The 24,613-nt window shown below is 64.0% G+C and carries 22 protein-coding genes and 5 pseudogenes; 12 read left to right on the forward strand and 15 right to left on the reverse strand.

The genetic code is table 11. The annotated features are described in order from the left end of the window. Positions 1-143: IS3 family transposase (locus tag BMG07_RS29885; RefSeq protein WP_198087576.1), on the forward strand; the 143-nt coding region annotated here is incomplete at its 5' end. 101 nt (positions 144-244) lie between these two features. Here BMG07_RS29885 and BMG07_RS29890 read toward each other — a convergent pair. The 5 genes from BMG07_RS29890 to BMG07_RS29910 form a co-directional block, all read right to left on the reverse strand. Continuing rightward, positions 245-625 (reverse strand): Rid family detoxifying hydrolase, encoded by a 381-nt coding sequence (locus BMG07_RS29890; RefSeq protein ID WP_198087577.1) that lies wholly within the window; start codon positions 623-625, stop codon positions 245-247. A gap of 144 nt (positions 626-769) precedes the next feature. After that, a complete protein-coding gene (locus tag BMG07_RS29895) occupies positions 770-2,086 on the reverse strand; it encodes an MFS transporter (RefSeq protein WP_198087578.1) in 1,317 nt (438 codons plus the stop codon). A gap of 190 nt (positions 2,087-2,276) precedes the next feature. Continuing rightward, positions 2,277-3,062, reverse strand: coding sequence for a sulfite exporter TauE/SafE family protein (locus BMG07_RS29900; RefSeq protein ID WP_307867123.1), 786 nt, complete (start codon positions 3,060-3,062; stop codon positions 2,277-2,279). Continuing rightward, positions 3,055-4,407: a M20/M25/M40 family metallo-hydrolase gene (locus BMG07_RS29905; protein WP_198087580.1), complete on the reverse strand. Its 1,353-nt coding sequence runs from the start codon at positions 4,405-4,407 to the stop codon at positions 3,055-3,057. Before BMG07_RS29905 ends, BMG07_RS29900 begins: the two co-directional genes overlap by 8 nt. An 18-nt stretch (positions 4,408-4,425) precedes the next feature. Next, positions 4,426-4,761, reverse strand: a complete 336-nt coding sequence (locus BMG07_RS29910; RefSeq protein ID WP_198087581.1) for a hypothetical protein — start codon at positions 4,759-4,761, stop codon at positions 4,426-4,428. Positions 4,762-5,182: 421 nt separating this feature from the next. Between BMG07_RS29910 and BMG07_RS29915 the strand changes: the two genes are divergently transcribed. Both BMG07_RS29915 and BMG07_RS29920 read left to right on the forward strand, forming a co-directional pair. Beyond that, positions 5,183-6,115, forward strand: a complete 933-nt coding sequence (locus tag BMG07_RS29915; protein WP_198087582.1) for a LysR family transcriptional regulator — start codon at positions 5,183-5,185, stop codon at positions 6,113-6,115. Beyond that, positions 6,082-6,344: pseudogene (locus tag BMG07_RS29920) on the forward strand (alkaline phosphatase family protein); the annotation flags it as partial. The gene BMG07_RS29915 and the pseudogene BMG07_RS29920, both read left to right, overlap by 34 nt. Before the next feature lie 78 nt (positions 6,345-6,422). Here the strand turns inward: BMG07_RS29920 and BMG07_RS29925 are convergent. Next, positions 6,423-7,175 carry a LuxR C-terminal-related transcriptional regulator gene (locus tag BMG07_RS29925; RefSeq protein ID WP_198087583.1) on the reverse strand — a complete coding sequence of 251 codons (753 nt, stop codon included), beginning with the start codon at positions 7,173-7,175 and terminating at the stop codon, positions 6,423-6,425. A gap of 153 nt (positions 7,176-7,328) precedes the next feature. On the opposite strand from BMG07_RS29925, the gene iaaH reads away from it, so the two are divergent. From iaaH to BMG07_RS29945, 4 genes and pseudogenes are all read left to right on the forward strand, one after another. Beyond that, positions 7,329-8,801 carry an indoleacetamide hydrolase gene (gene iaaH, locus BMG07_RS29930; protein ID WP_198087584.1) on the forward strand — a complete coding sequence of 491 codons (1,473 nt, stop codon included), beginning with the start codon at positions 7,329-7,331 and terminating at the stop codon, positions 8,799-8,801. Between the two features lie 88 nt (positions 8,802-8,889). Further along, positions 8,890-10,341 (forward strand): amidase, encoded by a 1,452-nt coding sequence (locus tag BMG07_RS29935; protein ID WP_198087585.1) that lies wholly within the window; start codon positions 8,890-8,892, stop codon positions 10,339-10,341. A gap of 589 nt (positions 10,342-10,930) precedes the next feature. Then, positions 10,931-11,830: a PASTA domain-containing protein gene (locus BMG07_RS29940; RefSeq protein ID WP_198087586.1), complete on the forward strand. Its 900-nt coding sequence runs from the start codon at positions 10,931-10,933 to the stop codon at positions 11,828-11,830. A 53-nt stretch (positions 11,831-11,883) separates the two neighbouring features. Continuing rightward, a pseudogene (locus BMG07_RS29945) lies at positions 11,884-12,063 on the forward strand (AMP-binding protein); the annotation flags it as partial. Positions 12,064-12,111: 48 nt separating this feature from the next. On the opposite strand, the gene BMG07_RS29950 reads toward BMG07_RS29945, so the two are convergent. The 5 genes and pseudogenes from BMG07_RS29950 to BMG07_RS29970 form a co-directional block, all read right to left on the reverse strand. Beyond that, positions 12,112-12,846 (reverse strand): amino acid ABC transporter ATP-binding protein, encoded by a 735-nt coding sequence (locus tag BMG07_RS29950; protein WP_198087587.1) that lies wholly within the window; start codon positions 12,844-12,846, stop codon positions 12,112-12,114. Further along, a complete protein-coding gene (locus tag BMG07_RS29955; RefSeq protein ID WP_198087588.1) occupies positions 12,843-13,802 on the reverse strand; it encodes an agmatinase in 960 nt (319 codons plus the stop codon). The genes BMG07_RS29950 and BMG07_RS29955 overlap by 4 nt, the downstream gene beginning before the upstream one ends. A gap of 35 nt (positions 13,803-13,837) precedes the next feature. Then, positions 13,838-14,499: pseudogene (locus BMG07_RS29960) on the reverse strand (amino acid ABC transporter permease). Then, the gene (locus BMG07_RS29965; protein WP_198087589.1) at positions 14,489-15,169 is read right to left on the reverse strand and encodes an amino acid ABC transporter permease; all 681 of its coding nucleotides are present in this window, start codon (positions 15,167-15,169) and stop codon (positions 14,489-14,491) included. The pseudogene BMG07_RS29960 and the gene BMG07_RS29965 overlap by 11 nt, the downstream one beginning before the upstream one ends. A gap of 19 nt (positions 15,170-15,188) precedes the next feature. Next, positions 15,189-16,040, reverse strand: coding sequence for a transporter substrate-binding domain-containing protein (locus tag BMG07_RS29970; RefSeq protein ID WP_198087590.1), 852 nt, complete (start codon positions 16,038-16,040; stop codon positions 15,189-15,191). Between the two features lie 107 nt (positions 16,041-16,147). Here BMG07_RS29970 and BMG07_RS29975 point away from each other — a divergent pair, with 107 nt between their 5' ends. The 4 genes and pseudogenes from BMG07_RS29975 to BMG07_RS44390 all read left to right on the forward strand — a co-directional run bounded on the left by BMG07_RS29975 (position 16,148) and on the right by BMG07_RS44390 (position 19,892). After that, complete coding sequence (locus tag BMG07_RS29975) at positions 16,148-17,032, forward strand: LysR family transcriptional regulator (protein ID WP_198087591.1); 885 nt, start codon at positions 16,148-16,150, stop codon at positions 17,030-17,032. Positions 17,033-17,253: 221 nt separating this feature from the next. Then, positions 17,254-17,823 (forward strand): annotated as a pseudogene (locus BMG07_RS29980) (aldehyde dehydrogenase family protein); the annotation flags it as partial. A 63-nt stretch (positions 17,824-17,886) separates the two neighbouring features. After that, complete coding sequence (locus BMG07_RS29985; protein ID WP_198087592.1) at positions 17,887-18,444, forward strand: hypothetical protein; 558 nt, start codon at positions 17,887-17,889, stop codon at positions 18,442-18,444. After that, a complete protein-coding gene (locus tag BMG07_RS44390) occupies positions 18,441-19,892 on the forward strand; it encodes an ATP-binding protein (RefSeq protein ID WP_198087593.1) in 1,452 nt (483 codons plus the stop codon). Before BMG07_RS29985 ends, BMG07_RS44390 begins: the two co-directional genes overlap by 4 nt. A 13-nt stretch (positions 19,893-19,905) precedes the next feature. Here the strand turns inward: BMG07_RS44390 and BMG07_RS29995 are convergent, their stop codons facing one another. The 3 genes and pseudogenes from BMG07_RS29995 to BMG07_RS30015 form a co-directional block, all read right to left on the reverse strand. Then, a complete protein-coding gene (locus tag BMG07_RS29995; RefSeq protein WP_269759547.1) occupies positions 19,906-20,469 on the reverse strand; it encodes a hypothetical protein in 564 nt (187 codons plus the stop codon). Between the two features lie 139 nt (positions 20,470-20,608). Further along, positions 20,609-21,166, reverse strand: a pseudogene (locus BMG07_RS44395) (immunity 22 family protein); the annotation flags it as partial. 463 nt (positions 21,167-21,629) lie between these two features. Continuing rightward, positions 21,630-22,580 (reverse strand): LysR family transcriptional regulator, encoded by a 951-nt coding sequence (locus BMG07_RS30015; protein WP_198087596.1) that lies wholly within the window; start codon positions 22,578-22,580, stop codon positions 21,630-21,632. Between the two features lie 134 nt (positions 22,581-22,714). Between BMG07_RS30015 and BMG07_RS30020 the strand changes: the two genes are divergently transcribed. Continuing rightward, positions 22,715-24,073 carry an amidohydrolase gene (locus tag BMG07_RS30020; RefSeq protein WP_198087597.1) on the forward strand — a complete coding sequence of 453 codons (1,359 nt, stop codon included), beginning with the start codon at positions 22,715-22,717 and terminating at the stop codon, positions 24,071-24,073. 31 nt (positions 24,074-24,104) lie between these two features. Here BMG07_RS30020 and BMG07_RS30025 read toward each other — a convergent pair whose 3' ends face one another. Then, positions 24,105-24,308 carry an amidohydrolase family protein gene (locus BMG07_RS30025; protein WP_198087598.1) on the reverse strand — a complete coding sequence of 68 codons (204 nt, stop codon included), beginning with the start codon at positions 24,306-24,308 and terminating at the stop codon, positions 24,105-24,107. Positions 24,309-24,613 lie beyond the last annotated feature (305 nt).

A 24,613-nucleotide genomic window follows, 5' to 3' on the forward strand; every position in this document is an offset into this window, starting at 1 on the left:
TAGCCAGAAAGGTGTACCGGTCCAGGGAACAGGCCCGCGCCGATGTGTTCGACTACATCGAGCGGTTCTACAACCCGACGCGTTGTTACTCGACGCTCGGCTACGTCAGCCCTATACAGTTCGAGAAAGCTCAAAAAGCTTAGGTCGGTGTCTATGAGACCGGCAGCATCCCATGGCGCCTTCTGGCGCCTTGAGTGGACACGAGCATCGTTTGCTTCTCCCTAGGCCTGCGATATAGGCGCCGTTAAAGCGCAATCACCGCCTCGATTTCGACCGCAGCTCCCTTGGGCAACGCGACGACCTGGTAGCAGGCACGCGCCGGGAACGGCTCGGAGAAGTAGCTTGCATAGATTTCGTTGACCGCTTGGAACGCCCTGAGATCGGTGAGTAGAACCGTGGTTTTGACTGTACGTGCAAGGCTGGTGTTCGCCGCCACGGCGATGGTGCGCAGGTTCTCCAGGCATTGCGTTGCCTGCTCGGCCGCCGTCTTGCCGACGATCTGGCCGGACTGCGCGTCCAATGGCAACTGGCCAGATACGTAAAGCAAGCCTTGGTGTTCGATCGCCTGGGAATAAGGGCCAACGGCAGCCGGTGCCAAAGTCGTGGCGATTTTCTTCAAAGTCATGGTTCAGGAGTCGTCAGGACCCGCTCAGCGGCTCGATTTGTTGCAGAAATGCAAGCGGTGGCTCGTATCGCATGGATGAAGCGATGGCAGGTCGGCGCTGTGCCTCGGAGCGCACGGAAACCTTGGGCCCCCGTGCGGGTGACGTCATGCGGGGTCCAATACGTCGGGGGCACCGGCCGAACTGAATGAACGCATGCGGAAGTAGCTGATACAGAGCAGCGCGGCGCCGACCGTGACCATCACGTAGTAGGCCGGAATCATCTTGCTGCCGGTATGCTGGGCCAGCCAGGTGCAGATCAGCAGCGACAGCCCACCGACAACCGTGAAGTTGATGTTGTGAATCAACGCCAAGCCGGTGGTGCGCACGTTGCTGGGAAATAGTTCGGATAGGAAAGAGGGCATCGCGCCTTGGAAGACCATCACGCAGCAGGTAAGCCCCGTGACGCAGAGCGTGTAGTTCAGCACCGTGGGGTTATCGATCATGAAGTGAAAGGCCGGTAGGCTGAAGACGCCGGTCAGCACGGTGCCGATGGTGATCATGCGCAGGCGCCCCATGCGGTCAGAGAGTGCCCCCATCACAGGGGGCAAGAAAATCTGCGCGACTGAATAGCCGATCGCACCCCACATGGAGTCGGCCGGCGACAAGCCGAGTTCGCGCTGTGCGTAAAGCGGCATGAACACGCCGAGTAGATAGTTGGTGGAGGCCGCCAGCGAGTAGATGCCGATGGCCGCAGCGATGCGGGCCTTCGCCGAGGTCAGGGTCGACCTGACGGGGCTCTCGACCTGGCTGCTGTTCAGGAATGCAGGGGTTTCATCGAGACTCTTGCGAAGCCAATAGCCAAAGGGAACGATGATCAGCCCCAGGATGAACGGAATGCGCCAGGCCCAGTCCAGGATGGCGCTCTTCTCGAAGTGCGAGGTGAGGCCCAGACTGATCACGCTGGCCATCCCGGTGGCCATTCCGATGCCCACCACTTGGAAGCTTGCAAAATATCCACGGCGGTTGCGCGGCGCATGCTCAGTCACGAAGGACACCGAGGTTCCGAATTCGCCGCCAGCAGAAAAACCCTGCAGCAACTTGCCGGCTACCAAGATGATTGCGCCGGCAATACCTGCGGTGGCATAGCTTGGCGCGAACGCAATCATTGCCGTGCCGACGCCCATGCTCCAGATCGTGAGCATCATGCCGGCCTTGCGACCGTTCCGATCCGCATAGCTGCCGATGATCAGTGCACCCAGCGGTCGAATGAAGTAGCTCACGCCAAAGGTGGCGAGCGCGACCAGCAACGACGTGAACGGATCGGCGGCAGGGAAGAACACGGCGGCGATGTAGGCTGCCAAAAACCCATAGATGAACAGGTCATAGAACTCCAGCATGTTGCCGACCAGTGCGGACGCGATGACTTTGCGGAAATACGCCCGTTTTTCGGGCGTAAGTGTGTCTGTGCTGTTGGAAGCCATGGTTGTCTCCTCTTTTCAAAGGGTGGTCCGTGTTGGAAGTGAAGGTCAGGTGACCGCGGCAACCGAGGGGGTGGACAACGTCCCCGGGTGTCAGATACCGCTGCAGCTTCGAGCGCAGCGTCGAAGGAGTGGGAGGCGCGATGGCCACGCACAGCGACCAGCAGGTCGGAAAAGTGCTAGGGATCGCTGTTCATAAGCGACCGAAGAACACTGCGGACATTCCTAAACCCGTGAGCACGACGATGGCGTAGACCATGCGTGCGGGCAGTCGCTTGGCCAGCCGCGCGCCGACAAAGCCTCCGAGCATTGAAAAACCCATCATCCAAGCAGCGACGCGCCAATTGACGATGCCTGCATACGCGAACACCACGATGGAAATCAGCGATAGCAGCGCCGACAGGTAGTTCTTTAGGCCGTTGACGGTGTTCAGCGACAAGCTGCGCTTTGCCGAAAGCACGGCCATCAGCAAAATGCCCAAGCCGCCGTTGAAGTAGCCGCCGTAGGCCGCGACTGCGCCGAGGGCGGCGCTATGCCAGGCTCGCCGCACAGGTGCCGTGTCATTTGCATTCATCGCGCTGTTCGAATGCACGCCCACCCGAGGTTTCTTAGGCCTCGCGTTGATCGCAAACAACAGCGTGGCGAAGAGCAGCAGCCAGGGAATGAGGACCTTGAAGGCTTTGTCGGGCGTGATTAAGAGCAGCGCGGCCCCCGCGACGCCGCCGACAGCCGTCACGATGGTCATGATGACCAACCTGCGGCGATCGATCAGAAGCATCTCTTTCCAGAAGCCGATGGCTCCGCCGACGTAGCCGGGCATCACCGCCGCGGCGCTGGTGGCGTTCGCACCAACCATCGGCAGGCCTGCGAACACCAGTGCTGGCAGGGTGAGGAACGTACCGCCACCCGCGATGGCGTTGAGTACTCCCGCGCCGAACGCCGCGCCGGCCAAGCCGAAGGCCGTGCTGCCGTCAATCACGATGACTCCCGCCGGCATTGCTGAGAGCGCCCACGCGCTCGCCAGCGGGCAGAGCTTCGCTGAACCGTGCGATCGTTCGCACGCCTTGGAGGCCCAGCAGTTCTTCCGCGACGGCGCGGTGCACCCGGTACACCTTCAGCACATCTTGCACAGTGACGTATTCGTCGGGCCCTCCGAGACCATGCGCGCATGGGCCGTACACCACAGCGGGCATACCGGCCAAGCGAAACAGACGCGTATCGGTGAGGCCGATGCGCATATTCGCCACCGCGTCGGGGTAGGCCAGCGCCCGCGCATGACGGAGAAATGTCAGCACCAGCGGGTGGTTCGGATCGGTGAAAGCCGGTTCCGTCGCGCTACCGGGCATGACTTCCCACGTGACCTTCGGGTGCGCTTCGAGAATTTCACCGATGAGCTTCTTGATGTCCGCGATGGAGAGCGGGCCGGGGAAACGGACGTCGAGCATCGCCTCGGCACTGCCCGGAACCAAGTTCGGAACCAGGCCAGCGTGGAACGCGCCCGCGTTCACGGTAATGCCGCACAAATTGTCGTATTCGCCCTTGCCGCCGACTTGCTCGGAAATCGACTGGACGTCATGCATGGCGGTGCGCATGATGGGGTCGATCACGCACTCGCGGTTTCGCAGGGTCTGCACGGCTTGCACAGCGGCCATCAGGCTGTCCAAGGCGTTGTCGCCCAGATGAGTGTGCGCGCCATGGGCGGCCTTGCCCAGGCTGTTCAAGCGCAGCCACATCACGCCCTTTTCGCCGTAGCGCACGACTCTCGGATGTCCGGCATCGGCATTCACCACGAAATCGCCGCGGCAGTGTTCGACGTTGTCGATGAGCCACGCCGAACCAAAGCGTCCGCCAGTCTCCTCGTCGGCAACCAGGGTCAGCACGGCTTCGCCGTGGAGTTGTTCTTGGCGGTCGGCCAGACTGCGCAGCACGGTGATGAGCACAGCATCGCCAGCGCACATGTCGCCAGCGCCGCGGCCATAAATGCGATCACCCTCGCGAAGGCCGTCCAGCGGCGGTTGGGTCCAGAACTCGCGCGCGCCGACCGGGTAGGTGTCCAGATGCCCGTTCATGACCAGGCGCGGTCCCGGATGTGCGCCGTGAACACGTGCCACGACGTTCACACATCCCGGTTTCGGTTCGTAGGTCTCGATCTCGATAGCGGGGTGGGTGAGGGCGTGGCACGCCACTGCGGCGATCGCTATGGTGTCGCCCCCCGGGTTCTCGCTCGGCGTGGCGATCAGGCGCTGCGTGAGCTCCAGGATCGATTCGATTTCGGTGGCTTCTGCGGCGGTTGCGTTGCTGCTCAAGGTCGAGAGATCAGACATATCAGTTGCTGTGTGGTTTCAGGAAAATGGTGGGATGTCGGTGGACGCAGAAGTTGCGAGCGTGCGAGGCCGAACCCACGGGCTGCACTCTGCCGGGATGCGCCACCTTGAAATTGCCGCGTGCGCAGAGACATTCGCCAGCAGGTGAGGCGGCGATCCATTGCCGCCTGAGCCGATGCGCGTCTCTTTCTCAATGGCCTTCGCATCACTGATGAACGCGGCCACGGTGCAGGCCTTCACGTTGTCGCTGGCGTCAGAGGCAACGTTCGAGCCATCTGTCAGGCGGATCGGCTCGAAGTCCTTCAGAGGGGCGTACCTGACGCTTTGGGTCAGCACTTGAGCAGCGATGGCCACGGGCAGCTCCGTCAGCGGCAATGTGCAGCCAACAGCGGGGAGCGCAACACCCGTTCGGTGTCGAACCTGGAGCCAGCGTCAGAGCGCTTGTCCACGATCATCTGCGGGGCAAGCCGACGGCCCGTTGCTTCCGAAATTGCGCGGACCAGGATGTCCGAAGGAGCGCCGGCGCCGAAGGGTACGGCCCAGCGTGCCGGCTTGTTGGGACAGCGCCGTGCACTTGCTGCGCCGGCTGTTGTTGCGAGGGGGCAGATCCCAGCGCAAGCCTGGCGGTGGAGAGGGAAGTAAGACATCAGAGCGTCTCCTGTTTTGTGATGGGAGGGATGCTAGGAGCCGGGTTCGGATAACTCCAATACATTTAGTTCAGCATTTCCAAACCTGCGGTTATGCTTGATGCTGGCCCGTACACCGGAGGCGCCTCATGGCCCGACCCCCATTTCGGCTGCACCACATACAGCTTTTGCAGACGGTCCTGCAGTCGACAACGATGACTGAAGCAGCTAACCGTCTTCACATATCCCAGCCGGCGGTGAGCAAGCAGCTCAAGCAACTTCAGGAAGACGTTGGGTACGCGCTGTTCGAGCGGCAAGGCCATCGCCTGCAGCCCACGTTCGAGGCGCGCGCGCTGCTAGATCAGGTCAACCGTGTCGGCGCTTCGCTGCAGGTACTCAACCAGTTGGCGACGGATATGCGAACTTCCCTCCGAGGACATCTGCAGATTGGCGCCGTCGCGTCAGCTGCGGATCTGCTGTTGCCGAATGCGTTGCGGCAGACCTTCGGTCCTCAGTCCCGGGTGCTTTGCACCGTGGAGACGGGCAATACGGCGCAGGTGTTGGAGTGGGTGGATACGCAGCAGGTGGATCTGGGTATTGCGATGAAGGTGCGGGACATCGGCCAGCGATCATTCGAGCCCCTTGTGCCCTTGCGGTTGGGGTGCTTGCTGCCCAGGGAACACCCCTTGGCCAAGCGACGGCGCGTTCGGCTCAAGGACCTGGAGAACGAGTCCGTGATCGCGTTGAAGCTGCCCAGCCTGGTCGATTCACACGAGGACACCAACTTGGACATCGGGCATGCCATCGCCGTCCATATGCATGTCGACTCCTCGCGCATGGCTTGGCGGATGGTCGAGGCGGGCCTAGGTATCGCGGTGTTGGAAGACCTGAGCGCCGCGCACTATGGCCGGGGCGATCTCGCTTATCGACCGCTCGAGCATCCGTTTCGCACGGAACTGGGCATGTACCGGCCTGCTTACCGACCGCGCAACACTGCCGTGGAAGATCTCGTGCGCGCGTTGGCGGACAGCATCAAGGCTCCGAATCACTGGAAGTCAACGCCCGCAGCTACCGCTGGATAAACCGACCCGTCGTGGTCGTGTGCGTCGACGGCTGTGAGCCGGCCTACCTGGACGCGGCCATCGCGGCCGGCGTGGCGCCGTATATCGAGCGCATGCGCAACAGCGGCGCCGACTTGCTGGCCGACTGCGTGGTGCCGTCGTTCACCAACCCGAACAACCTGTCGATCGTCACCGGCGCGCCCCCGCTGTGCACGACATATGCGGCAGCTACTTCTTCGACCGCGAGCTCGTTGGTGGATGCGACTTCCGTGCTACTTAGAGGATCAGGCGACTCGATCCTAGGCTTCGTGAGGCCGCGCGCGCGAGCTTATTGTGTGCCGCTGCGCAAACTCATCATGCGGGCAACGAGCTGAACGCGATTGTCCACGTTCAGTTTCTGAAAAGCGCGCGCCAGGTGAGTGCGAACAGTGGTGAACCCGATACCCAGCTTCTGCGCGATCTCCTTGTCAGGCAAACCCAGCGCGGCCAGTTGCGCAACCGTTCTCTCCCTATCAGACAAAGCACCTGAGCGAGAAGGCGTTTCGGGTTTCTGTGCCGGGGTGACCTGCTTGCAGCGTTTGAGCGCGGCGGAAAACGCAGGCTCGACGATCTTCAACAGTTCCAGGGCGCTGGGCTCGAATCGATCCCGCTTCTTGCTGCGCCAGATACGCATGTCGCCGATATTGTGTTTGCCATCCCAGGCATAAAGGTTCACCCCCCAGTAGAGCCCGTCGCGTTGAAGGAAGTCATTGAAGAATTCGGTGCGGACCAAGTCGCCTTGGGCGATCACCTGCTCGACCAGGCATGGTGCGTGCAAATCGCGAAGCGGCGCCGTGATCGGGTCTCTGAACTGATAGTAGGCGTCGTACGCGTCCAGATTCTTGTCGGACATGTTCAGCGATATCCTGCTGGCGAACCGTAGCCGCAGCGGGTCCCACGTGTAGGAGGCGAAATAGTCCGCTTCGAGCAATTCCAGGAGGTGCTTGCCGACCCTCGTGCGCACCTCCGCCTCGGAACAAGGCTCGGCCAAAGCGACCATCAGCTTTGACAAGGCGCGCGTTTGGGTTGTGGAAACGATCATGAGCAGTGCCTCACTATTGGCAGCCCCGACAGAATAGCATTCCTGCTGTTCTGTGACCTCCCGCATTCAGGTTTGCCCTGTCCTCATTCCTGAGGATGGATTGCGATGCCCGCGACTCCCAGAATCGCCCGACCGATATCGGAAAGGCTGCTCTTGGAACTCCACGAACTTACGATCAAGCAGGCGACCGCAGGCCTACAGAAGCGCTTGTTTTCTTGCGAAGAGTATGTCGCCCACTTGCTGAGGCGCGCCGGGCGGCAAGCGCGCCTGAACGCCTTTGTTTCGTTTGACGCGTCCGCCATGCTCGCGCTGGCACGGGAAGCCGACCGCGCTGATGCCGAAGCAGCACTGCGGCCCTTGCATGGTATGCCGATCGCGATCAAGGACAACATCAACACCGTGATGCTTCCGACGACGGCGGGCACAGCAGGGCTGAGTTCCAGATTTCCGAGAACGAACGCGTCCGTTGTGCAAGCGCTATTCAGCGCGGGCGCCATACCGGGCGGCAAAACCAACATGCATGAACTGGCGCTTGGCGTCACATCGAACAACTGCTGGTCTGGACCCGTTCGCAATCCCTGGAACATCGACATGATCGCCGGCGGTAGCAGCGGGGGCTCTGCAGCCGCAGTTGCGGGACGCGTCTCTCCAGCCGCCCTGGGCACCGACACCGGTGCGTCGGTCCGCCTGCCTGCCAGCTTATGCGGCGTAGTGGGTTTCCGCCCCTCCGTGCGTCGTTATCCCGGAGATGGCATTGTTCCAGTATCGCGGTCGCGCGATGTGGTGGGTCCCATTGCACGCTCGGTCGAAGATGTGGCGCTGATCGACGAGATACTCTCCGGGCACAGGCAAGCACTCGAAGTACTCGAGCCAAGGGCGATCCGTTTGGGCGTCCCACGCGCACCGTTCTTCCAAGGCCTCGACAGCAACGTCCAGACGGTCATCGAGGCGGCGCTGAGCGCGTTGGCAGGTGCCGGCGTGCAGCTCGTAGAAATCAGCCTCGGATCCGTCAATTTGTGGAACCAGAAAATCGGCCTGGCCGCGGTGCTCCACGAGATGGCAAGAGACATGCCGCACTATCTCAACGAGTGTGGCTACGATCTGTCGCTCGAGGAGATCGTGGCGGGCATCAGCAGCCCCGACGTTGCTCATCTTTTTGCGCAGCGGCGCGAACTCGAAATCTCGGGGAACGCGTATCACGCGGCGTTGGATGCAAGAGTGCATCTTCAAGCCGCATATGCCGAGTGTTTCTCCGCACATCGGCTCGATGCAATTGTTTTTCCGACGGCACCGATGCCGGCGAGCCGTGTCGGGGAAGACCACTCGGTCCTGTTGAACGGCCGTCGGGTGCCTACATTTCCTACCTACATCCGAAACACGGATCCCGGGAGCAATGCCGGAATTCCCGGCATCAGCCTGCCCGCTGGCCTCGCGTCCACGGGCCTGCCCATCGGTCTTGAGCTAGACGGTCCATCTTGTGGGGACCGTCGGCTGCTGGCCATCGCTGCGATGGTCGAGCGTGCGCTGCCTCCGGCCCCCAGTCCACCGGATTTGGACCAACTGCAAGGCGGTCGCGACGCGCCCGAACTCAATCAACACTCACTGCGCGCCGCCGCCACGTTGTGACTTCGATCCGCAAGCCCGAAATTCTCCATGGGGCCTACCTGTCCGCTGCTTGATTTCGACAAATTCTTCCTTCGAAAAAAACCAAACCATGAAGCTTTCAGAATACGCGAACTACGACGCGCTCGGACTTGCCGAGCTTGTTCGGAACAAAGATGTCTCTCCGATTGAGTTGGCAGAATGCGCCTTGGATGCGATCAGCGTGGTCAACCCGACGATCAATGCAGTCGTCGGCAAGGTTCCCGATTGGCCAAAGGCCTGGGAACGGAACCCCAAAGACGGTCCGTTCTACGGGGTACCGTTTCTGGTCAAGGACATCGGGCTGCAGGTGGAAGGTCTGCCCTGCGAGATGGGCAGCCGCTTGCTCGAAGGCGCACCGCCGGCGCCTCAGGACTCGCACCTGATGACGAGGTTTCGCGCGGCCGGGCTCAACACGCTCGGGCGCACGAACATTCCCGAGATGGCCTTCAATGTCACGACTGAACCAGTCATGTACGGGCCAACGAGAAATCCGTGGAACCTGGACCTGAGCGCCGGCGGGTCATCGGGCGGCGCTGGTGCAGCGGTTTCAGCGGGCATCGTTCCCATGGCCCACGCCACGGATGGCGGAGGCTCGATCCGCATTCCGGCCGCTCACTGCGGCCTCGTCGGGCTGAAGCCGACTCGGGGGCGCACCCCCGTTGGGCCGGAGCTGGCAGCACCATTGCATGGCCTCGGTGTGCAGTTCGCGCTGACAAGAAGTGTTCGAGACACGGCGGCACTGTTGGACGCCGTTCAGGGTGCCGGCTCTGGGGATCCATTCGCCATCGCGCCTCCTTCCGCACCGTACCGAACCGCTCTCGGTAGGCCGCCCAGGCGCCTGAGAATCGCGTTCTCATCCTATGGAGGTCGGCATGCCCGAGTCGACGCGGAGTGCAGCGAGGCTGTGCAGAGCACGGCCAGACTTTGCGAATCGCTGGGGCACGTTGTCGAGGAAGCTCGGCCCGAATATGACGAGGCCACGTTCCACGCATCGAACAAGATTCTCTGGAACTCTTCACTTGCCAGTGGATGCCTGGCGTTGGCGGCGTTGCTTGGCCGCGAGCCCAGCCCGGCGAATCTGGAGACCTGCATTTGGAAGTGCTTCCAGGAAGGGACGGGTTACACCGCGCTCGACTTGGAACGCGCGTTGTTTCTCATGAATTCGGTTTGCAGGCAGGTCGCCCCGTTCTTCACCCGGTACGACCTGCTCTTGACGCCGGTGATGGCTGCGCCACCGCAATTGCTTGGAACGCTGAACTCGGACGATGCCAAGCTGGATGCCGACGCTTTCTATCACTCCATCTTCAGCCATGCGCCATTCACAGCGCTGTACAACATGACTGGGCAGCCCGCGATCAGTCTCCCCCTGGCCACGACCGCCAGTGGATTGCCGCTGGGCATGCAGTTCGTGGCGTCCATGGGGGATGAAGCGACATTGCTTCAACTGGCGGCACAGCTAGAAGCTGCCGTCCCGTGGGCGAAGAATCGGCCGTCGTTCCACGTGAGCACCATGGCCGCATAGGGTGCCTGTCGACTGTTCTGTGTGGCTGCACGCGGGCTGGTGGGCTGGACTGGGCCATCCGCCCACCTGACAGGCGCGCTAGTGCAATCTGATGCCCGGCGCCGGGCTGTTTATTTTGTACAACGCACGGGGAGATGCGGATCGCATTGCACGACGAGGCGCGGCGGAGTCCTCGCCGCATGGCGGGCCTCGGGTAGCAGGCATCTATTCTTTATTTGTTGTGTTTTCACCAGAATCCCATAGTTCAGCGTTGCTGAAATATCGTCCGAGGATCCGGGGCTGAGGGTCATCTACCTGCTGTCCGGGTCGGTGACATCCGCATGCCGCGTCCACCTTCGCGGCATAGACATTCGAGTCATACGCAGGCAACCCGTGCGGAACAACGCCATCCAGGCTGCGGGCGATCTGGTCGATGCTGGCTGTTGGTCTCGAGATGGAATTCTTTCGGGGCTCCCGATCAATCGGTGAGCACACCGATTGGCAGCGTCCACCCGGAAAGGTTACGCTTCGATGGCCGGCTGTCTCAGCCGCGCCTTCGATCCGTTCTACCGGCAAAAATGCACGCGATCCACCCCCGGAGCGCCGAGCCTTGAAATACACCTCCTACGCATCTCTCGCCATGCTGTCACGCCCGTTCCCGGATCTCCTGAATGCACCTGCCGCGTTGGGCGCGACGCTCGCGTTCAGTCTCGTGCTTTCATTGCCGGCCCTTGCGCAACCGGGTGCGGCAACGAACGCATCCGCACCGCGCGTGCAGTCCGAGCTGAGAGACATCCGCATGAAGGCGCTCAGCAGCCTGCCCAAGGCGGGCGGCGGTGCCAATGACCGCGACGGTTGCTCATGGCGCGTGATCCAGCCGAAGTCGGTGGCGGCCAGGTCGGTGGCGGCGCAAGGCTGGGCGGTGATGGCCGATGTGCCGCTGGGCACCTATCGCGCCGTCAGCTTCGCCGGCCGGATGCAACCCGGTACCAGCGGCACTTGCCACATCACCCAGGGCAATGTGGCGGTGTTCGATGGCGACAGGCTTCTTGCGCTGGCCTATGGCAAGTCGGCAGAAGACACCGCCATTGGCAATCTGGCCGCGCTGGAAGGCGGTGCCGTGCGCTTGTGGGACGGCGACATCGTTGCCTCGCCAGTGGGCGACCTGCGTGTCGAGGCCGACGGCACCCTGCATCTGGCCAAGGTGGCCGATGAGGATTCGGTCTGCCAGGGCCGCGCCAAGGTGCCGAACGTTTACAGCATGCCGATCGACAAGGCGCGAAAGGCGCTGGCCGACAAGGGCTGGCGGCCTGTGCGTGCCAAGGCGGATGGTGAATCGCGGCAGGCGGGATTCATCAAGCGCGGCCTCGTCGAGGCCGAGTCCTGCGCGGGAACGGGCCTCGCGTACTGCAGCTTCAGCTACACCAGCGCGGCCGGCACGCTGTCGCTCGTTACCGCGGGCGAGCAGGACCTGCCGAACGTCGTGAACTACGATGCCAAGTGCCGCTGATTCCGCACGTTCTCTGCCGCTACCCTGCGCAATGATCGGTGTCAGCCCTGCGCATGCATGCGCGAGAGCGGCCCGACGTCGCGGCCCTGATTTGGTACGGTGCGGTGCTCAGCTGGTCCGACCTGGACCGCGCCAGCGACGCTTTCGCCGCCAGCCTGCAGGCCCTGGGTGTGAACAAGGGCGATCCCGTCGTGCTGTTCCTGAGCAACTGTCCGCAGTACATCGTGGCGCACTAATGCCAAGAGTCGCGCGACGACCTACCCGGAGACGCGAAATTCCCCTCAGTGCTGCAGGATCTTCGACAGGAACTCCTTTGCCCGCGGCGAGCGTGCGTCCGGGCGACCGAAGAACTCCTCCTTCTCGCAATCCTCGACGATTCTGCCTTGGTCCATGAAGATCACGCGGTCGCTGACCCGCTTCGCAAAGCCCATCTCGTGCGTGACGCACATCATGGTCATGCCTTCGTTGGCGAGTTGCACCATGACCTCGAGCACCTCGCCGACCATTTCGGGATCGAGCGCGGACGTGGGCTCGTCGAACAGCATCACGACCGGGTCCATGCTGAGCGCACGCGCGATTGCGACGCGCTGTTGCTGACCACCCGAGAGCTGACCCGGGTACTTGTTCTTGTGCCCCGTCAGGCCAACGCGGTCGAGCATCTTCAGCCCGCGCGTCTTCGCGTCGTCGGCGCCGCGGCCCAGCACCTTGATCTGGGCCAGCGTCAAGTTCTCGGTGACTGAGAGATGCGGGAACAGCTCGAAGTGCTGGAATACCATCCCGACGCGCGAACGCAAGCGCGGCAGATGGGTCTTCGGGTCCGCGATCGAGACCCCGGCCACCAACACATCGCCGCGCTGAAAGGGTTCGAGCGCATTCACGGTCTTGATCAGCGTGCTCTTGCCCGAGCCTGACGGACCGCAGACGACGACCACCTCACCCTTGCGGATGCTCGCTGTGCAGTCGGTCAGCACCTGGAAGCTGCCGTACCACTTGGAGACGTTCTGGATCTCGATCACTTGTCGAAGTAGCCGGCCTTGATGGTCGACCCGATGAGATTGACGATCAGGCGGCCGGCCGTCACGCAGGTCAGCTTGCTGGCGTTGTCCTTGGCGGGTTGGATCTCCACGATGTCCATGCCGACCACGCGCCCCTTGCGGACCAGACCGTGGATCAGCCTTCGGGCCTGCACGAAGCTCATGCCGCCCGGAGCCGGGCCGTCGACCGCGGGCATGATGGTCGGATCCATGCCGTCGGCATCGATCGACAGGTAGTAGTTGCCGCCATCGGGAATGCGCGCGAGCACTGCGTCCATGCCGACATCGTGCAGTTCGTAGGCGCTGATCAGTTCGGCGCCCCAGCGGCGCGCGGTCTCGAAGTCTTCGGGCCGTGCGCTGCCTTGAGCCCGCAGGCCGATCTGCACGATACGCGCCACATGCTTCATTTCCGATGCGCGTCGGATCGGGCTCGACAGGCCTTCCCTGACGCCATTGACCTCGTCGCGCCAGTCGAGGTGGGCGTCGACATGAACCAGCGTGATCGGCCCGATCTCGTCGAAGGCGCGCAGCACCGGCGTGGTGATGCCGTGGTCGCCGCCGAGCACAATGGGCAGCCCTCCGCCCTTGAGTATCTGGCGCACCGCGAGCTCGACCCGCCGGTAGTGGTCGCCCGGCTTCGTCAGGTCAGGAATGACGTCGCCGCAATCCACGAAGCGAATGTCGGAGCGCCCTTGCAGCAGCGGGCCGTCGATGTCGAAGTCGTAGTGGTCTGGTGCCCGCACGATACGGTCAGTCACGTCGCGAATGGCTTGCGGCGCATTGGTCTGGTCGTTGGTGAAGGACTTGGCGCCATAGGCCGAACCGAAAGGCATCCCCAGCACCGCGATATCGGCTTGCAGGTTCTCCAGATCGGTCACCAGTTCGGAATAGAGCAGCGTCGCATGCCCGGTGCGTGGCGCAGCGGTCAGTTTTTCCATTGGGAATCTCCAGTCAGTGTTGAAAAGAAGGGCCATCAGCGATGGCTCCAGCGCCGCACCCGCGTTTCCATGGCAAGGCCAAGGGCCTCCATGAGGACGCTGCAGCCCCAATAGATCAGGGCGGTGGTGCCGAGCACTTCGAGGTAGGCGAAGGTGTCCGCCGTCATGAGGTTGCTCTGGTAGGTCAGCTCGGGCAGGCTCATCACTGAGAACACGGCCGAGTCCTTGAACATCATGATCGTGAGGCTGACCGTCGGCGGAATCAGGAAGCCGAAGATCTGCGGGATCACGATCAGGCGCTGGACGTGCCAGGCGGACATGCCCAGCGACATTGCCGCGCGCAGCTGACCTTTGGGAACGCTGCGGAAAGCGGCGCGCAATATCTCGCAGAAGTAGCCGCCAGTGTAGAAGGCTGTGGTGCCGATCGCGATGTAGAACGCCGAAGCCTGCAAGCCCAGCTTGGGCAGGCCGAAGAAGGACAGGTAGACCAGAATCAGGAAGGGGATGTTGCGAACCAGCTCGACATAGCCGAGCGCCACCGAACGCGCCAGCCAGTTCTCGAGTTCGCCATGTACGCTGCGATCGTGCCCAGAAGGACGCCCAGCGGAATGCCAATGCCACTGACCTGCGCCGTGAGCTTCAGTCCCTGCCATAGCGCGGGCAGGGACTGCCGGACGATGTCGAAATCAATGGACATTTGGCAGCACCTTGGCAAAGCGGCGCTCGATGCCGCGGGAGATCGACGAGGCGCACAGCAGGATCACGAAATAGACTGCCGCGGTGGCTGAGAAAACCTGAAGCGGAAGGTCGCTTTGCAGCGTGGCGTTGCGCGCCACGGTCGCCAGTTCGTTGACGGCGATGATCGACAGCAGCGATGAGGCCTTGAGCAGCACCGTGTATTCGTTTGTCAGCGGCGGGATGGCGCGGTGGAACATCTGCGGCAGCAGGACGTGGCGCCAGACGTGCCAGGAGTTCATGCCGAGTGCCTGCGCAGCCGCGGTCTGGCCGCGCGGGATGGTCGATAGCGCGCCGCGCATGATCTCGCTGCCGTAGGCTGCGGTGTTGAGCGATAGCGCCAGCACGCCCGCCGCCACCGGCGAGATCGTGATGTCGAACAGCGCGGGGATCACGTAGTAGGCGATCAGCAGCTGGATCAGCAGGGGCGTGCCGCGGATGGCGCTCACGTAGATTGCGACCAGCGCGCGCACCGCCGCGCCGCCGCTGACCCGCAGCACCAGCAGCAACAGGCCGAGCCCGAGCCCAATCAGGAATGCGAGCCCACTGGTGTAGAGGGTGACGCCGGCGCCTTGCAGCACACCATCGAAGAAGGGCCGCAGTGCGCCATGCGCGGTGAGCCAGTCGATCATGTCCGGATCCGAATGGCGCTCAGAGCGCGCCCTTGGGCAAATAGTCCGCAATCGGCAGCACCATCGTGTCGCCGAACCACTTCTTCTGCAACGTGGCCAGCTTGCCGTTCACGCGCATCTCCTCCAAAGTGCTATTGATGAAGCTGCGGATCTCTTCGTCCTTCGGGTTTGCCACCCAGGCCAGAAGCCGGGGCTCGCCCACCTCGCCGATGGTCCTGAAGGCGTTCGGCTGGCGTCGCATCTGCACGCCTAGCACGTTGGAAGGCAGCACACCAATGTCGAGCGTGCCATTGCTCAGGGCCACGCTCACATCGGGATAGGCCTGGAAAAGCTTGAATTCGGCAAAACCCTTGCCGGTGGTGGCCTTCAGCTGCCGCTCGAACTCTTGCGCAACCGGCTGCGCCTGCGAACCCATCTGCGTGCCGACCACCTTGCCTAGCGCGTCCTCGGGCTTGGCCAGTGCCTTGTTGGCTGCGTTGACGACCAGCATCGAGCGCACGATGCCGATCGGGCGACTGAAGGCAAAGCGCTTGGCGCGCTCTTCAGTGATGCCGACACTGGTGGCCACGAAGTCGAATTTGTGTGATATCAAACCCGGCAGAAGACCCTGGAATGGCAGGTTGAGCTGCACCAGTTTGACGCCCAGTTTGTGGGCCATGTATTCCAGGATGTCCCGGCCGTATCCGACCACCACCCCGTTCTCGATGAACTCGTAGGGCTCGTAGGCGGCCTCGGTGCCGACGGTGAGCTGGCCACGAGCCTTGATGTCCGCCAGGCTGCCTCCTTCGGCCAGTGCCAGGGTGGGCAGGCAGGCGGCGAGGGCGGTCAAGATCACGGCCTTGATCGCATGGCGTCGATGGGAGGGGATCATGTTGTCTGCTCCATATAGGTCTGTTGTGCGACCTAATTTAGCGCTCGCCCTCTCGCATGAAAAATGATTCTTTTGGCAGTATGGTTCCGGAAAACAATACCTTCACCATGAACCGACTCGATTTCAATGAGCGCGACCTGCGCTCGCTTCGCATCTTCTGTACGGTGGCCGAGGCGGGCGGCTTCGCCGCCGCTGAACACAGGCTCAGCATGTCGAAAGCCTCGATCAGCCGCCACGTCCGGGAGGTCGAGGAGCGCCTGGGGGTGCGGCTTTGCGAACGCGGGCCGGCTGGGTTCAAGCTGAGCACAGCCGGCCTCGTCGCGCTGGACCTGGCGTCCAACGCGCTGAAGTCGCTGGAGCGCATCCGCCCGGAGATCGACGCGGTGCGAGGGGTGCTATCGGGCACCCTGGCCATCGGCATGGTCGAACACCTGATCACGCACGGCCAATGCCGCATTCCGGAGGCCTTGGCCGAGCTCCGGCGGCGCGCACCCGACGTCAAGCCGGAGCTCACCGTGATGACCTTCGCCCAGTTGAGCGAGGCGCTGCGCGAACGTCGGGTCGAGGTGGCGATCCGGGGGATGTACAAGAAGGAACGCGTGTTCGACTACCGCACATTGTTCGTCGAAGTCCATCGCGTCTATGTCGCGAAGGACGTGGGACGCGCACGCCAGCGCACGCTGCCCTTGGTCTACCGCCCTCAGCCCTTCGTCGAGCAGGCGCTGTCAGAGAAAGGCTTCGAACGCGGCCCCGACGCCGGCGGCCTGGAAGCGATCGGGGTGCTGGTCTCGACCGGCAACTACGCCGGGCTGCTGCCGGAGCACTATGCCGCTTTGGTGGCGCAGCGCCATGCGTTGGAAGCCCTGTCGAAGGGGCCGGTGTTTCGCAACACGATCTGCGCGATCACCGAAGCGTCCCGGCCGCTGACGCGTCGCGTGGAGCTGTTCCTCGACATCCTCGACGAATTACACGCTGATCAGGGCAAGACCTGAGCCCGTCGGCAAGCAGCGGGCCGTTGGCCAGGATCGGGCCGCTGGTCGCAAACCGGCGTTTGCCATCAGGAGCGTATTCGTTCTCGGTGCAATGTCCGGTCTTAACGAATGGCTTGGTCGAGCGGAACGCGGGCCAGTCGCATCCTCGTCGCTTGCCGCGGGGCTGGCTGCTCTCGCAACAAAGTGCGGCGCACGCTTCATGCCGCACACGCGTGTGCTGTCTGGGCGAGTTCGAGCAGGTGGCGAAAGAGGCGGTGTCGCGCATCAAGTCCGGCAACCCCGGCGAGGCCGACACCGACATCGGCCCCATGGTCAGCGCCAAGCAGTGGGAGCGGGTGCAGGGCTACATACGCCTGGGTGTCGCCGAGGGTGCGACGCTGCTGGCCGGCGGGGAAGGGCGACCTGAAGGGCTGGACAAGGGCTGGTTCGTGAAGCCCACGATCTTCACCGGCGCGACCAACCAGATGCGCATTGCGCGGGAAGAAATCTTCGGCCCTGTGTTGACCGTCATTCCCTACGACGACGAGGCCGACGCGGTGGCCATTGCCAACGACACCCGCTACGGGCTGAGCGCGCTCGTGCTCGGGCAAGACATCGAACGCTGCGAGCGCGTGGCGCGCCAGATCGACTCGGGCCGGGTGCTCGTCAACACGCTGGCCCACGAGCCGCGCGCGCCGTTCGGCGGCTTCAAGCATTCGGGGCTCGGGCGCGAGATGGGGCGCTGGGGAATGAACGCGTACCGGGAGCCCAAGACCTTGCTGATGGGGGCAGGGCGCGCAAGCCACGGTTGACCGGGCGCCCGAAACTCTGACAACATGCCGCGCCGGGGAGAGAATGCCCCGAACAAGACTGCCATGCTCGAGGCCAAGGCGAGGTATGAGAAACGTGCAGGACTGCAGCAAACGACCATGCCCCGGGCTCCCGGGGTTTCGTCTTCAATGACGACCCTCGCAGCGGCGCCACGGCTGTCGCCGCGCCTCGGGCGCTGGCCGCTGGCGGCCGTCATCGCGCTCATCGTCGCCGTCTTCGCGGTCGCCTTGATGGCGCCGCCCGCCCAGCCCGGCGGCGCGATCCTGATGCTGGACTCGGCACAGGCCGTGCTCAGGCCCGACGGGGGCACTCCCTACGAAGGACCGGTGGACCTTGCCAAGCGCTGGGACGCGCAGTATCCCGGACTTGGCGGTGCCGCCACCTATCGCATCACGCTGCCGCCCCATGCGGGCTCGGAGCCGATGGCGCTGCTGTTCTCGCGCGTGGGAAGCCAGGTGCAAGCGCGCATCAACGGCGGCATGGTCCAGCACTGGGGACAGCTTGGGAACCCGCTGTTCGATGCGTCCAAGCATCCGGTGATGGCCGTGGTGCGGCCGAGCTTTTGTACGGGGACCGGCCGAACGAACTCCGCGTCGACGTGACGATCCAGGCGCAACGCCTGGGCGGGCTGTCCGTGCTGCACTACGGGCCGCAGGCGCTCATCGAGGATGCCTACGACGCGAACCGCCGCTGGCGCGAGATCGCGTTCCTGGTCTTCGCGGTGGGGCTGCTCGGCATGGGCATCTTCACGGGCGCGCTGTGGGTGAGGCAGCGCCTGCCGATGTACGGCTGGTTCAGCCTGGGGGCGCTGTTCGGAACGCTGCGCATCATCGATCGCGCGTGGCCGGACATTCCGGTTGCATGGCCCTGGCTCGGCGCCATCGCGGGCATCTGCTACCTGTCGCACATGGCGCTGATGTGCCGCTTTTCCGTGCTGGCCACGGGGCCGTCGCCGCGCATGCTGGACCGCTGCATGGACGCCGCGATCGTGCTCGGCGCCGTGCTCACGGCGTCTGCCTTCGCGCTTCACAGGCCGGGCCTGTTCACGCTCGGCCTGATGACCGTCGTGCCGATTGCCGTGGCTTGCCTGTGGCTGTGCGCGCGGCGTGCCTGGTCGGGCGCCGGTGCCGGCGCGTGGCTCCTGACGCTGGCGCTGTCGGCGGCCATTGCCGCGGGGCTGCATGATCTTCTCGCGGTGCGCATCTCCAGTGCAAGCGGCCTGCGCCACACCTATCTGCAGCACGCGATGTTCGCGTTCGTGCCCATCATGGGCTGGCTGGTCGCGGAGCGGTACAGCCGCACGGCCGCCAGCTTCCAGCGCCTGAACGCAGACCTTGCGCAACGGGTCGAGGATCGAGAACGGCAACTGACGGCGGCCTTCGACGCGATGCGCGCGCAGCAGCAGCAGCAGGCCGTCTCGGACGAGCGGCAGCGGATCATGCGCGAGATCCACGACGGCGTGGGCTCGCAACTCGTGGCGTTGCTGAACATGGCCTCGCGACCCGAGACGCCGCCCGGGGCCTTGCGCGAGCATGTGCAACTGGCGCTCGACGAAATGCGCATGGCCATCGACTCGATGCAGCCCGCGAACGACGATCTGAGCACCGTGCTGGCCACGCTGCGCTACCGCTTGCAGTCGCGGCTGGAAGCGGCCGGCATCGGCGTGATGTGGGACGTGATGGATCTGCCCGAACTGCGCGAGCTTTCACCCAACGCCGTCATGCACGTGCAGCGCATCCTGCTCGAGGCCTTCACCAATGTGCTCAAGCACGCGCAGGCAACGCAGATCACGGTTCACGCGCATCCGGGCGGCGAGGAGGCGGCGGCAGTCATTGCAATCACCGACAACGGGCGCGGTCTGGGGCCCGCGCATTTGCCGCCGCATGGCGGTGCGGGCGAGCGCTATCAGGGGCGCGGGCTGGAGAACATGCGGTTCAGGGCCGGTGCGATCGGCGCGACGCTGCGAATCGAGCCAGCATCCCACGGCGGCACCAGCGTGACGCTGGCATTTCCCGTGCAACCGAACGAGCCGCGCGCAGCCCTGGGCTAGCAGTGCGCAAGCCTCAGATGCCGGGCCGTGGGTCCTTGTCCGTGAAGGAGAGATCGATCGGCACGCGAGTCTCGCGCGTGATGTTCCCGGGCATCTCGAACACCAGCGTGATGTGGCCTTTGAGGCGCTCGAAGGTCTTGTCCAGTTTCACCTGGATGCCGCGCTGGCTGCTCAGCACGTTGTCGTAGGTCCACAGCGCGAAGTCGTGCAGCGATGGCGCGCTGATGTTGTCCTTCATCAGGACCTTTTCGTTCTTCTCGTTGACCAGCGCGTAGTCCTTGACCCTGTAGGTGGCGAAGTCGCCGATGCTGTCGCGCGTGTTGACGATCTGGCCGTTGCGCTTGTACTCGTCGACCTTGGCCTGGGGCAGCGGGTAGTAGGTCAACAGGTCGAACTCGTTCGACGGCTTCTTGCGGATAAGCGTGAGGTCGGAGTTGATGACCATCACGTGGGCATCCAGCTGCGCGAGCAACGCACGTGCTTCGGCCGCCGAATACGGATAGCGCGCAGCGGCAGGCGCCTGGAACGCGAACACGGCCAGCGAGGCGGACAGCACGAGCGGCAGCAGTTTCTTCATCGACAGGCCTTTCATCATTGGTCGCTTCAGCGGGCGCGGACTTGCGTTCGCGCTTGCCGGCTTTTTCGTCCTTGCTCTGGAAGAGCCCGATGTAGGGCACGCCGTTGTAGAGCTTTGCGGCGTCCGCCACGCACTGGGTCGGATCCGCGTAGGCGAACATGACGTTCGCGGTGTGGATGCGCCGGGCCTCGCAGGCGGCGACGATGGCCTGCGCGGACTTGTCGGATTCGAGCGTGCTCATCGCCACCAGTTCGTCGACCGCAACCGGTGCTTCCAGCCGGATGACGAGCAGCAGGTCTTCGTCGTAGAGAAAACGCATGCCCAGGTCGACGCAGAAGCCGCAGCCGGTCAGGTCGACATTCGACGCCTCGATGTCCTCGACTTCGTGCGACCAGTAGTCGGGCCCGGCATCGAAGTACGCGCCGAAATCTTCGTCGGACATCGTCGTCGTGCCGATCCAGAAATGCAGTGCCGAGAACGGTTCGGGAGGGCTCGGCGGGCCGTAGGTATCGACCCAGCCGAACAGCGTGCCCGGCTTCAGCCCGTGCCGTGCCTCCAGCTCGGGGAACCCGCCGCGTGGCGTCCGGTTCAGCGCTTCGTCTACCAACTGGCGCTTGAAATCATCGGAATGTTGCTCCCTCGTCATGTGTCCTCCTTGGCGGGAATTTTCCTCTTGTCGATGATAGCCAGCGGGCATGGACCCTTCAGCTCGGTCGGCAGCGCATCCCGGGCCGCGTACTGGTTGGCGAAGAGGGTGTCGCCGCCGACGGGCGGAACGGTATGGCCATGGAGCACCGTGGGCCGCCGGCGGATGCGCGAGAAAGCTTCGGTCCGAGTGCCACGCCTGCGCGAAGCGCTCGATGTCCTCGATCGCGAGATCCTGATCGGGGAACGCGAGCACGAGGTGTTCGAGCCAGAGCGCGCGCAACGCGGCAATCTGCGCACCGTCCAGCAGGCGGCACAAGTCCAGGCCTCACACCCGTGCGCCGCAGGGGGCGTCCTGCGGCGTGGCATGCATCTCCATGGTGTCCGTCTCCTTCTTTTCAGCGGCTGAGCCTGAAGCTTCAGACCGGAAGGGGGCCGAGCATTGACTCGCGAAAAAATGCGGGTCGCCTCTTGGCGAAGTCGCATCCGGGTGCTGCGTCAGGCTCGCTTTTGATTCAGGGGCGGCCAGTCGCGCGAGCGGTCAGGAAATCGATCAGCAATGCCAAAGCACCGCTGACGTCGTCGCCGCGGTAGAGCATGCCCAGTGGCTCGATCGGCGCATCCATCTGAAGCTTGAGCTCGACAACCGCCGACCGGTCGATGCGATCCAGCATCGTGTGGGGCACCGGCGCCACCACGTCGGGTTGTGCCAGCACGCTGGCCATCAAGTGTGGTGAAAGGGTCTGCACGGTGTGCTCGCGCGGCGTCCATTGCTCCTGGGCCCAAGCGGCTTCCAGCGCCCGTCGCACCGCGTAGTGCGGCGGCGGCAGGATCCAGCGTGAGTCGGACAGATCGCGCAGCTTCAAGCGCTTTCGCCGCGCCGCGGGATGCGAGGCACCGGCGATCACCACCATGCGGTCGCTGCGCAGCGGCACGAAGTGCTGTCCCTCCTCCTGCCCCGGTGGCCGGCGCAGCAGCACCAGGTCGAAGACGCCACCGCGCAGGCCGACCGTCAGCCGCTCGATGCTGCTTTCCTCGATGACCAGGCGCAGCGCGGGATGCTTCGGCTGCCAGGCCGCAAGCGCCGGCTGCAGCACGCTGGCCACGGCGGCATCGATGGCGCCGATACGCAACGGCCGATGTTCATGCGCTGCCAAGGCCGACAGCCCATCGGCCGCGACGCGCAGCCCGTCGATCGCCATGCGCGCATGCTGCGCCAGCAACCGGCCGGCATCCGTGATGCGCATGCCGCGCGCGTGGCGCTCGAACAGCGGCAGGCCCAGCAGGCTTTCGAGCTCGCGCAGCATCTGCGTGGCCGCCGGCTGGCTGATGTGCACCGCCTCGGCCGCGCGACGCAGGTGGGCGTGTGTCGCCAGCGCATCGATCAGTTTGAGATGCCGCAATCGCAGGCGCGTCAGCAGGCGCTCGTGCAGGACGGCGGAAGAGAACTGAGGGGCGATGGTCATTGATGGTGATAAGCAAAGGTTATCAAAGTATCCAGATTCGATTGGATGCCAATCGGATGCATCCCTAGGCTCGGGACTTCCCTTCCTTTCCTCCTTCCTTCCTTCCTTCCTTCCTTACTCCTCACGAAAACACCATGCCTCGCAGCCTCCGCCCCCACGCACGCCTTTGCCTGCCCATCGTCCTCGCCGTTTCGACGCTGTGCGCCAGCGCCCAGGACGCGCCGACGTCCGTGCCGGCGCCAGCGGCCGCCCAGGCGCTGTATCCGCTGATCGCCGAGCGCTCCAAGGCGATCGAGCAGAAGGTGATCGCTTGGCGGCGCGACATTCACCAGCACCCCGAACTGGGCAACCAGGAGAAGCGCACCGCGGCACTGGTCGCGGCGCATCTGAAGGCACTGGGCTATGAAGTGCGCGAAGGCGTCGCCGTGACCGGCGTGGTCGCCGTCCTGCGCGGCGGCAAGCCCGGGCCGGTGGTGGCGCTGCGGGCCGACATGGACGCGCTGCCGGTCAAGGAGCAGGTCGATGTGCCTTTTGCCTCCAAAGCCCGCGCCAAGTGGGGCTTCGCCGACGTCGACGTGATGCACGCCTGCGGGCACGACGGCCATGTGGCCATCCTGATGGGCGTGGCCGAGGTGCTGGCGTCCATGAAGGCGCAACTGCCGGGCACGGTGAAGCTGGTGTTCCAGCCGGCCGAGGAAAAACTGCCCAACGCCGAGATCGGCGGCGCGCGCCGCATGCTGGCCGAGGGCGCCTTCGACGCGCCCAAGCCCGACGTGGTGTTCGGCCTGCATCTGGTCTCGGCGCTGAACACCGGCCAGATCGGCTACAAGCCGGGCCCCATCACAGCCAGCTCGGACACCTTCAAGGTCAGCGTCAAGGGACGGCAGACGCACGGCTCGCAGCCGTGGAGCGGGGTCGACCCGATCGTGCTGGGCTCGCAGATCGTGCTGGGCTTCCAGACCATCGCCAGCCGGCAGGTCGATGTCACCAAGGAGCCTTCGGTGCTGAGCGTCGGCACCTTCCAGGCCGGCATGCGCTACAACATCATTCCCGACGCGGCCGAGATGAGCGGCACGCTGCGCACCTACGACGAACGGATGCGCCAGTCGATCATGGACCGCATGCGCAACACCGCCTCGCACATCGCGCAAAGCGGCGGCGGCACGGCCGAAGTGCGCTTCGAGCCCGATGGCTACGCGCCCACCGTCAACGACCCGGCGCTCACCGCGCAGATGGCGCCGAGCCTGCAGCGCATCCCCGACGCCAAGGCCCTGGTGATTCAAAAGGGCACCGGTGGGGAAGACTTCTCCTTCTTCGCCCAGAAGGCGCCGGGCCTGTTCGTGATGATCGGCTCGACGCCGCCGGGCCAGGACGCGAGCAAGGCCGAACCCAACCACTCGCCGCGCTTCTTCGTCGACGAAGCCAGCCTGCTGGTCGGCACGCGCACGCTGTCGCAGCTCACGGTGGACTACATGACGATGGCCCAGAAGTGATGCCGGGTGCCGGGATCGCCCGGTACAGCGGCTACTTCGTGCTGTAGACGATCTTGCCGCCGAACATCGTCCACTGAACCTTCGTCGCCGCGACCTGCGCGTCTGGCACGGCCAGCAGGTCACGGTCGACGAGGGCGAAGTCGGCCTGCTTGCCAGGCTCGATGGAGCCGATGGTGCCGGCCATGCCCAGCACCATCGACGAACTGGCCCGCAAGGTCGGGCTGAACCGCAACATCCTTACCGCGGGATTCAAGGGGCGCTTCGGGACCACGCCGAATGCGTTCGCGCATGCGCTGAGGATGAGCGAAGCCAGGTCGCCAGGAGCGTGGGGTATGGCAGTTATGCTAGCTTTGCCCATGCGTTCCGTGCCTACTACGGAGTGCCGCCGAAGAAGTCAACCGACTGATCTTGGACTACCGTCGAACATCTGGTCTTGCGTCGCTACAGGTTGCGCCGGACGCGAGGCCCTGCTTCTTTTCGTGCGGGACTGAAAATGTGAGCTCGCCTCAGCTCGGCGCTATGAATTGGAAGGGGAATCAC

The sequence above is a fragment of the Variovorax sp. E3 genome (assembly GCF_016082275.1).
Classification (GTDB): Bacteria; Pseudomonadota; Gammaproteobacteria; order Burkholderiales; family Burkholderiaceae_C; genus Variovorax.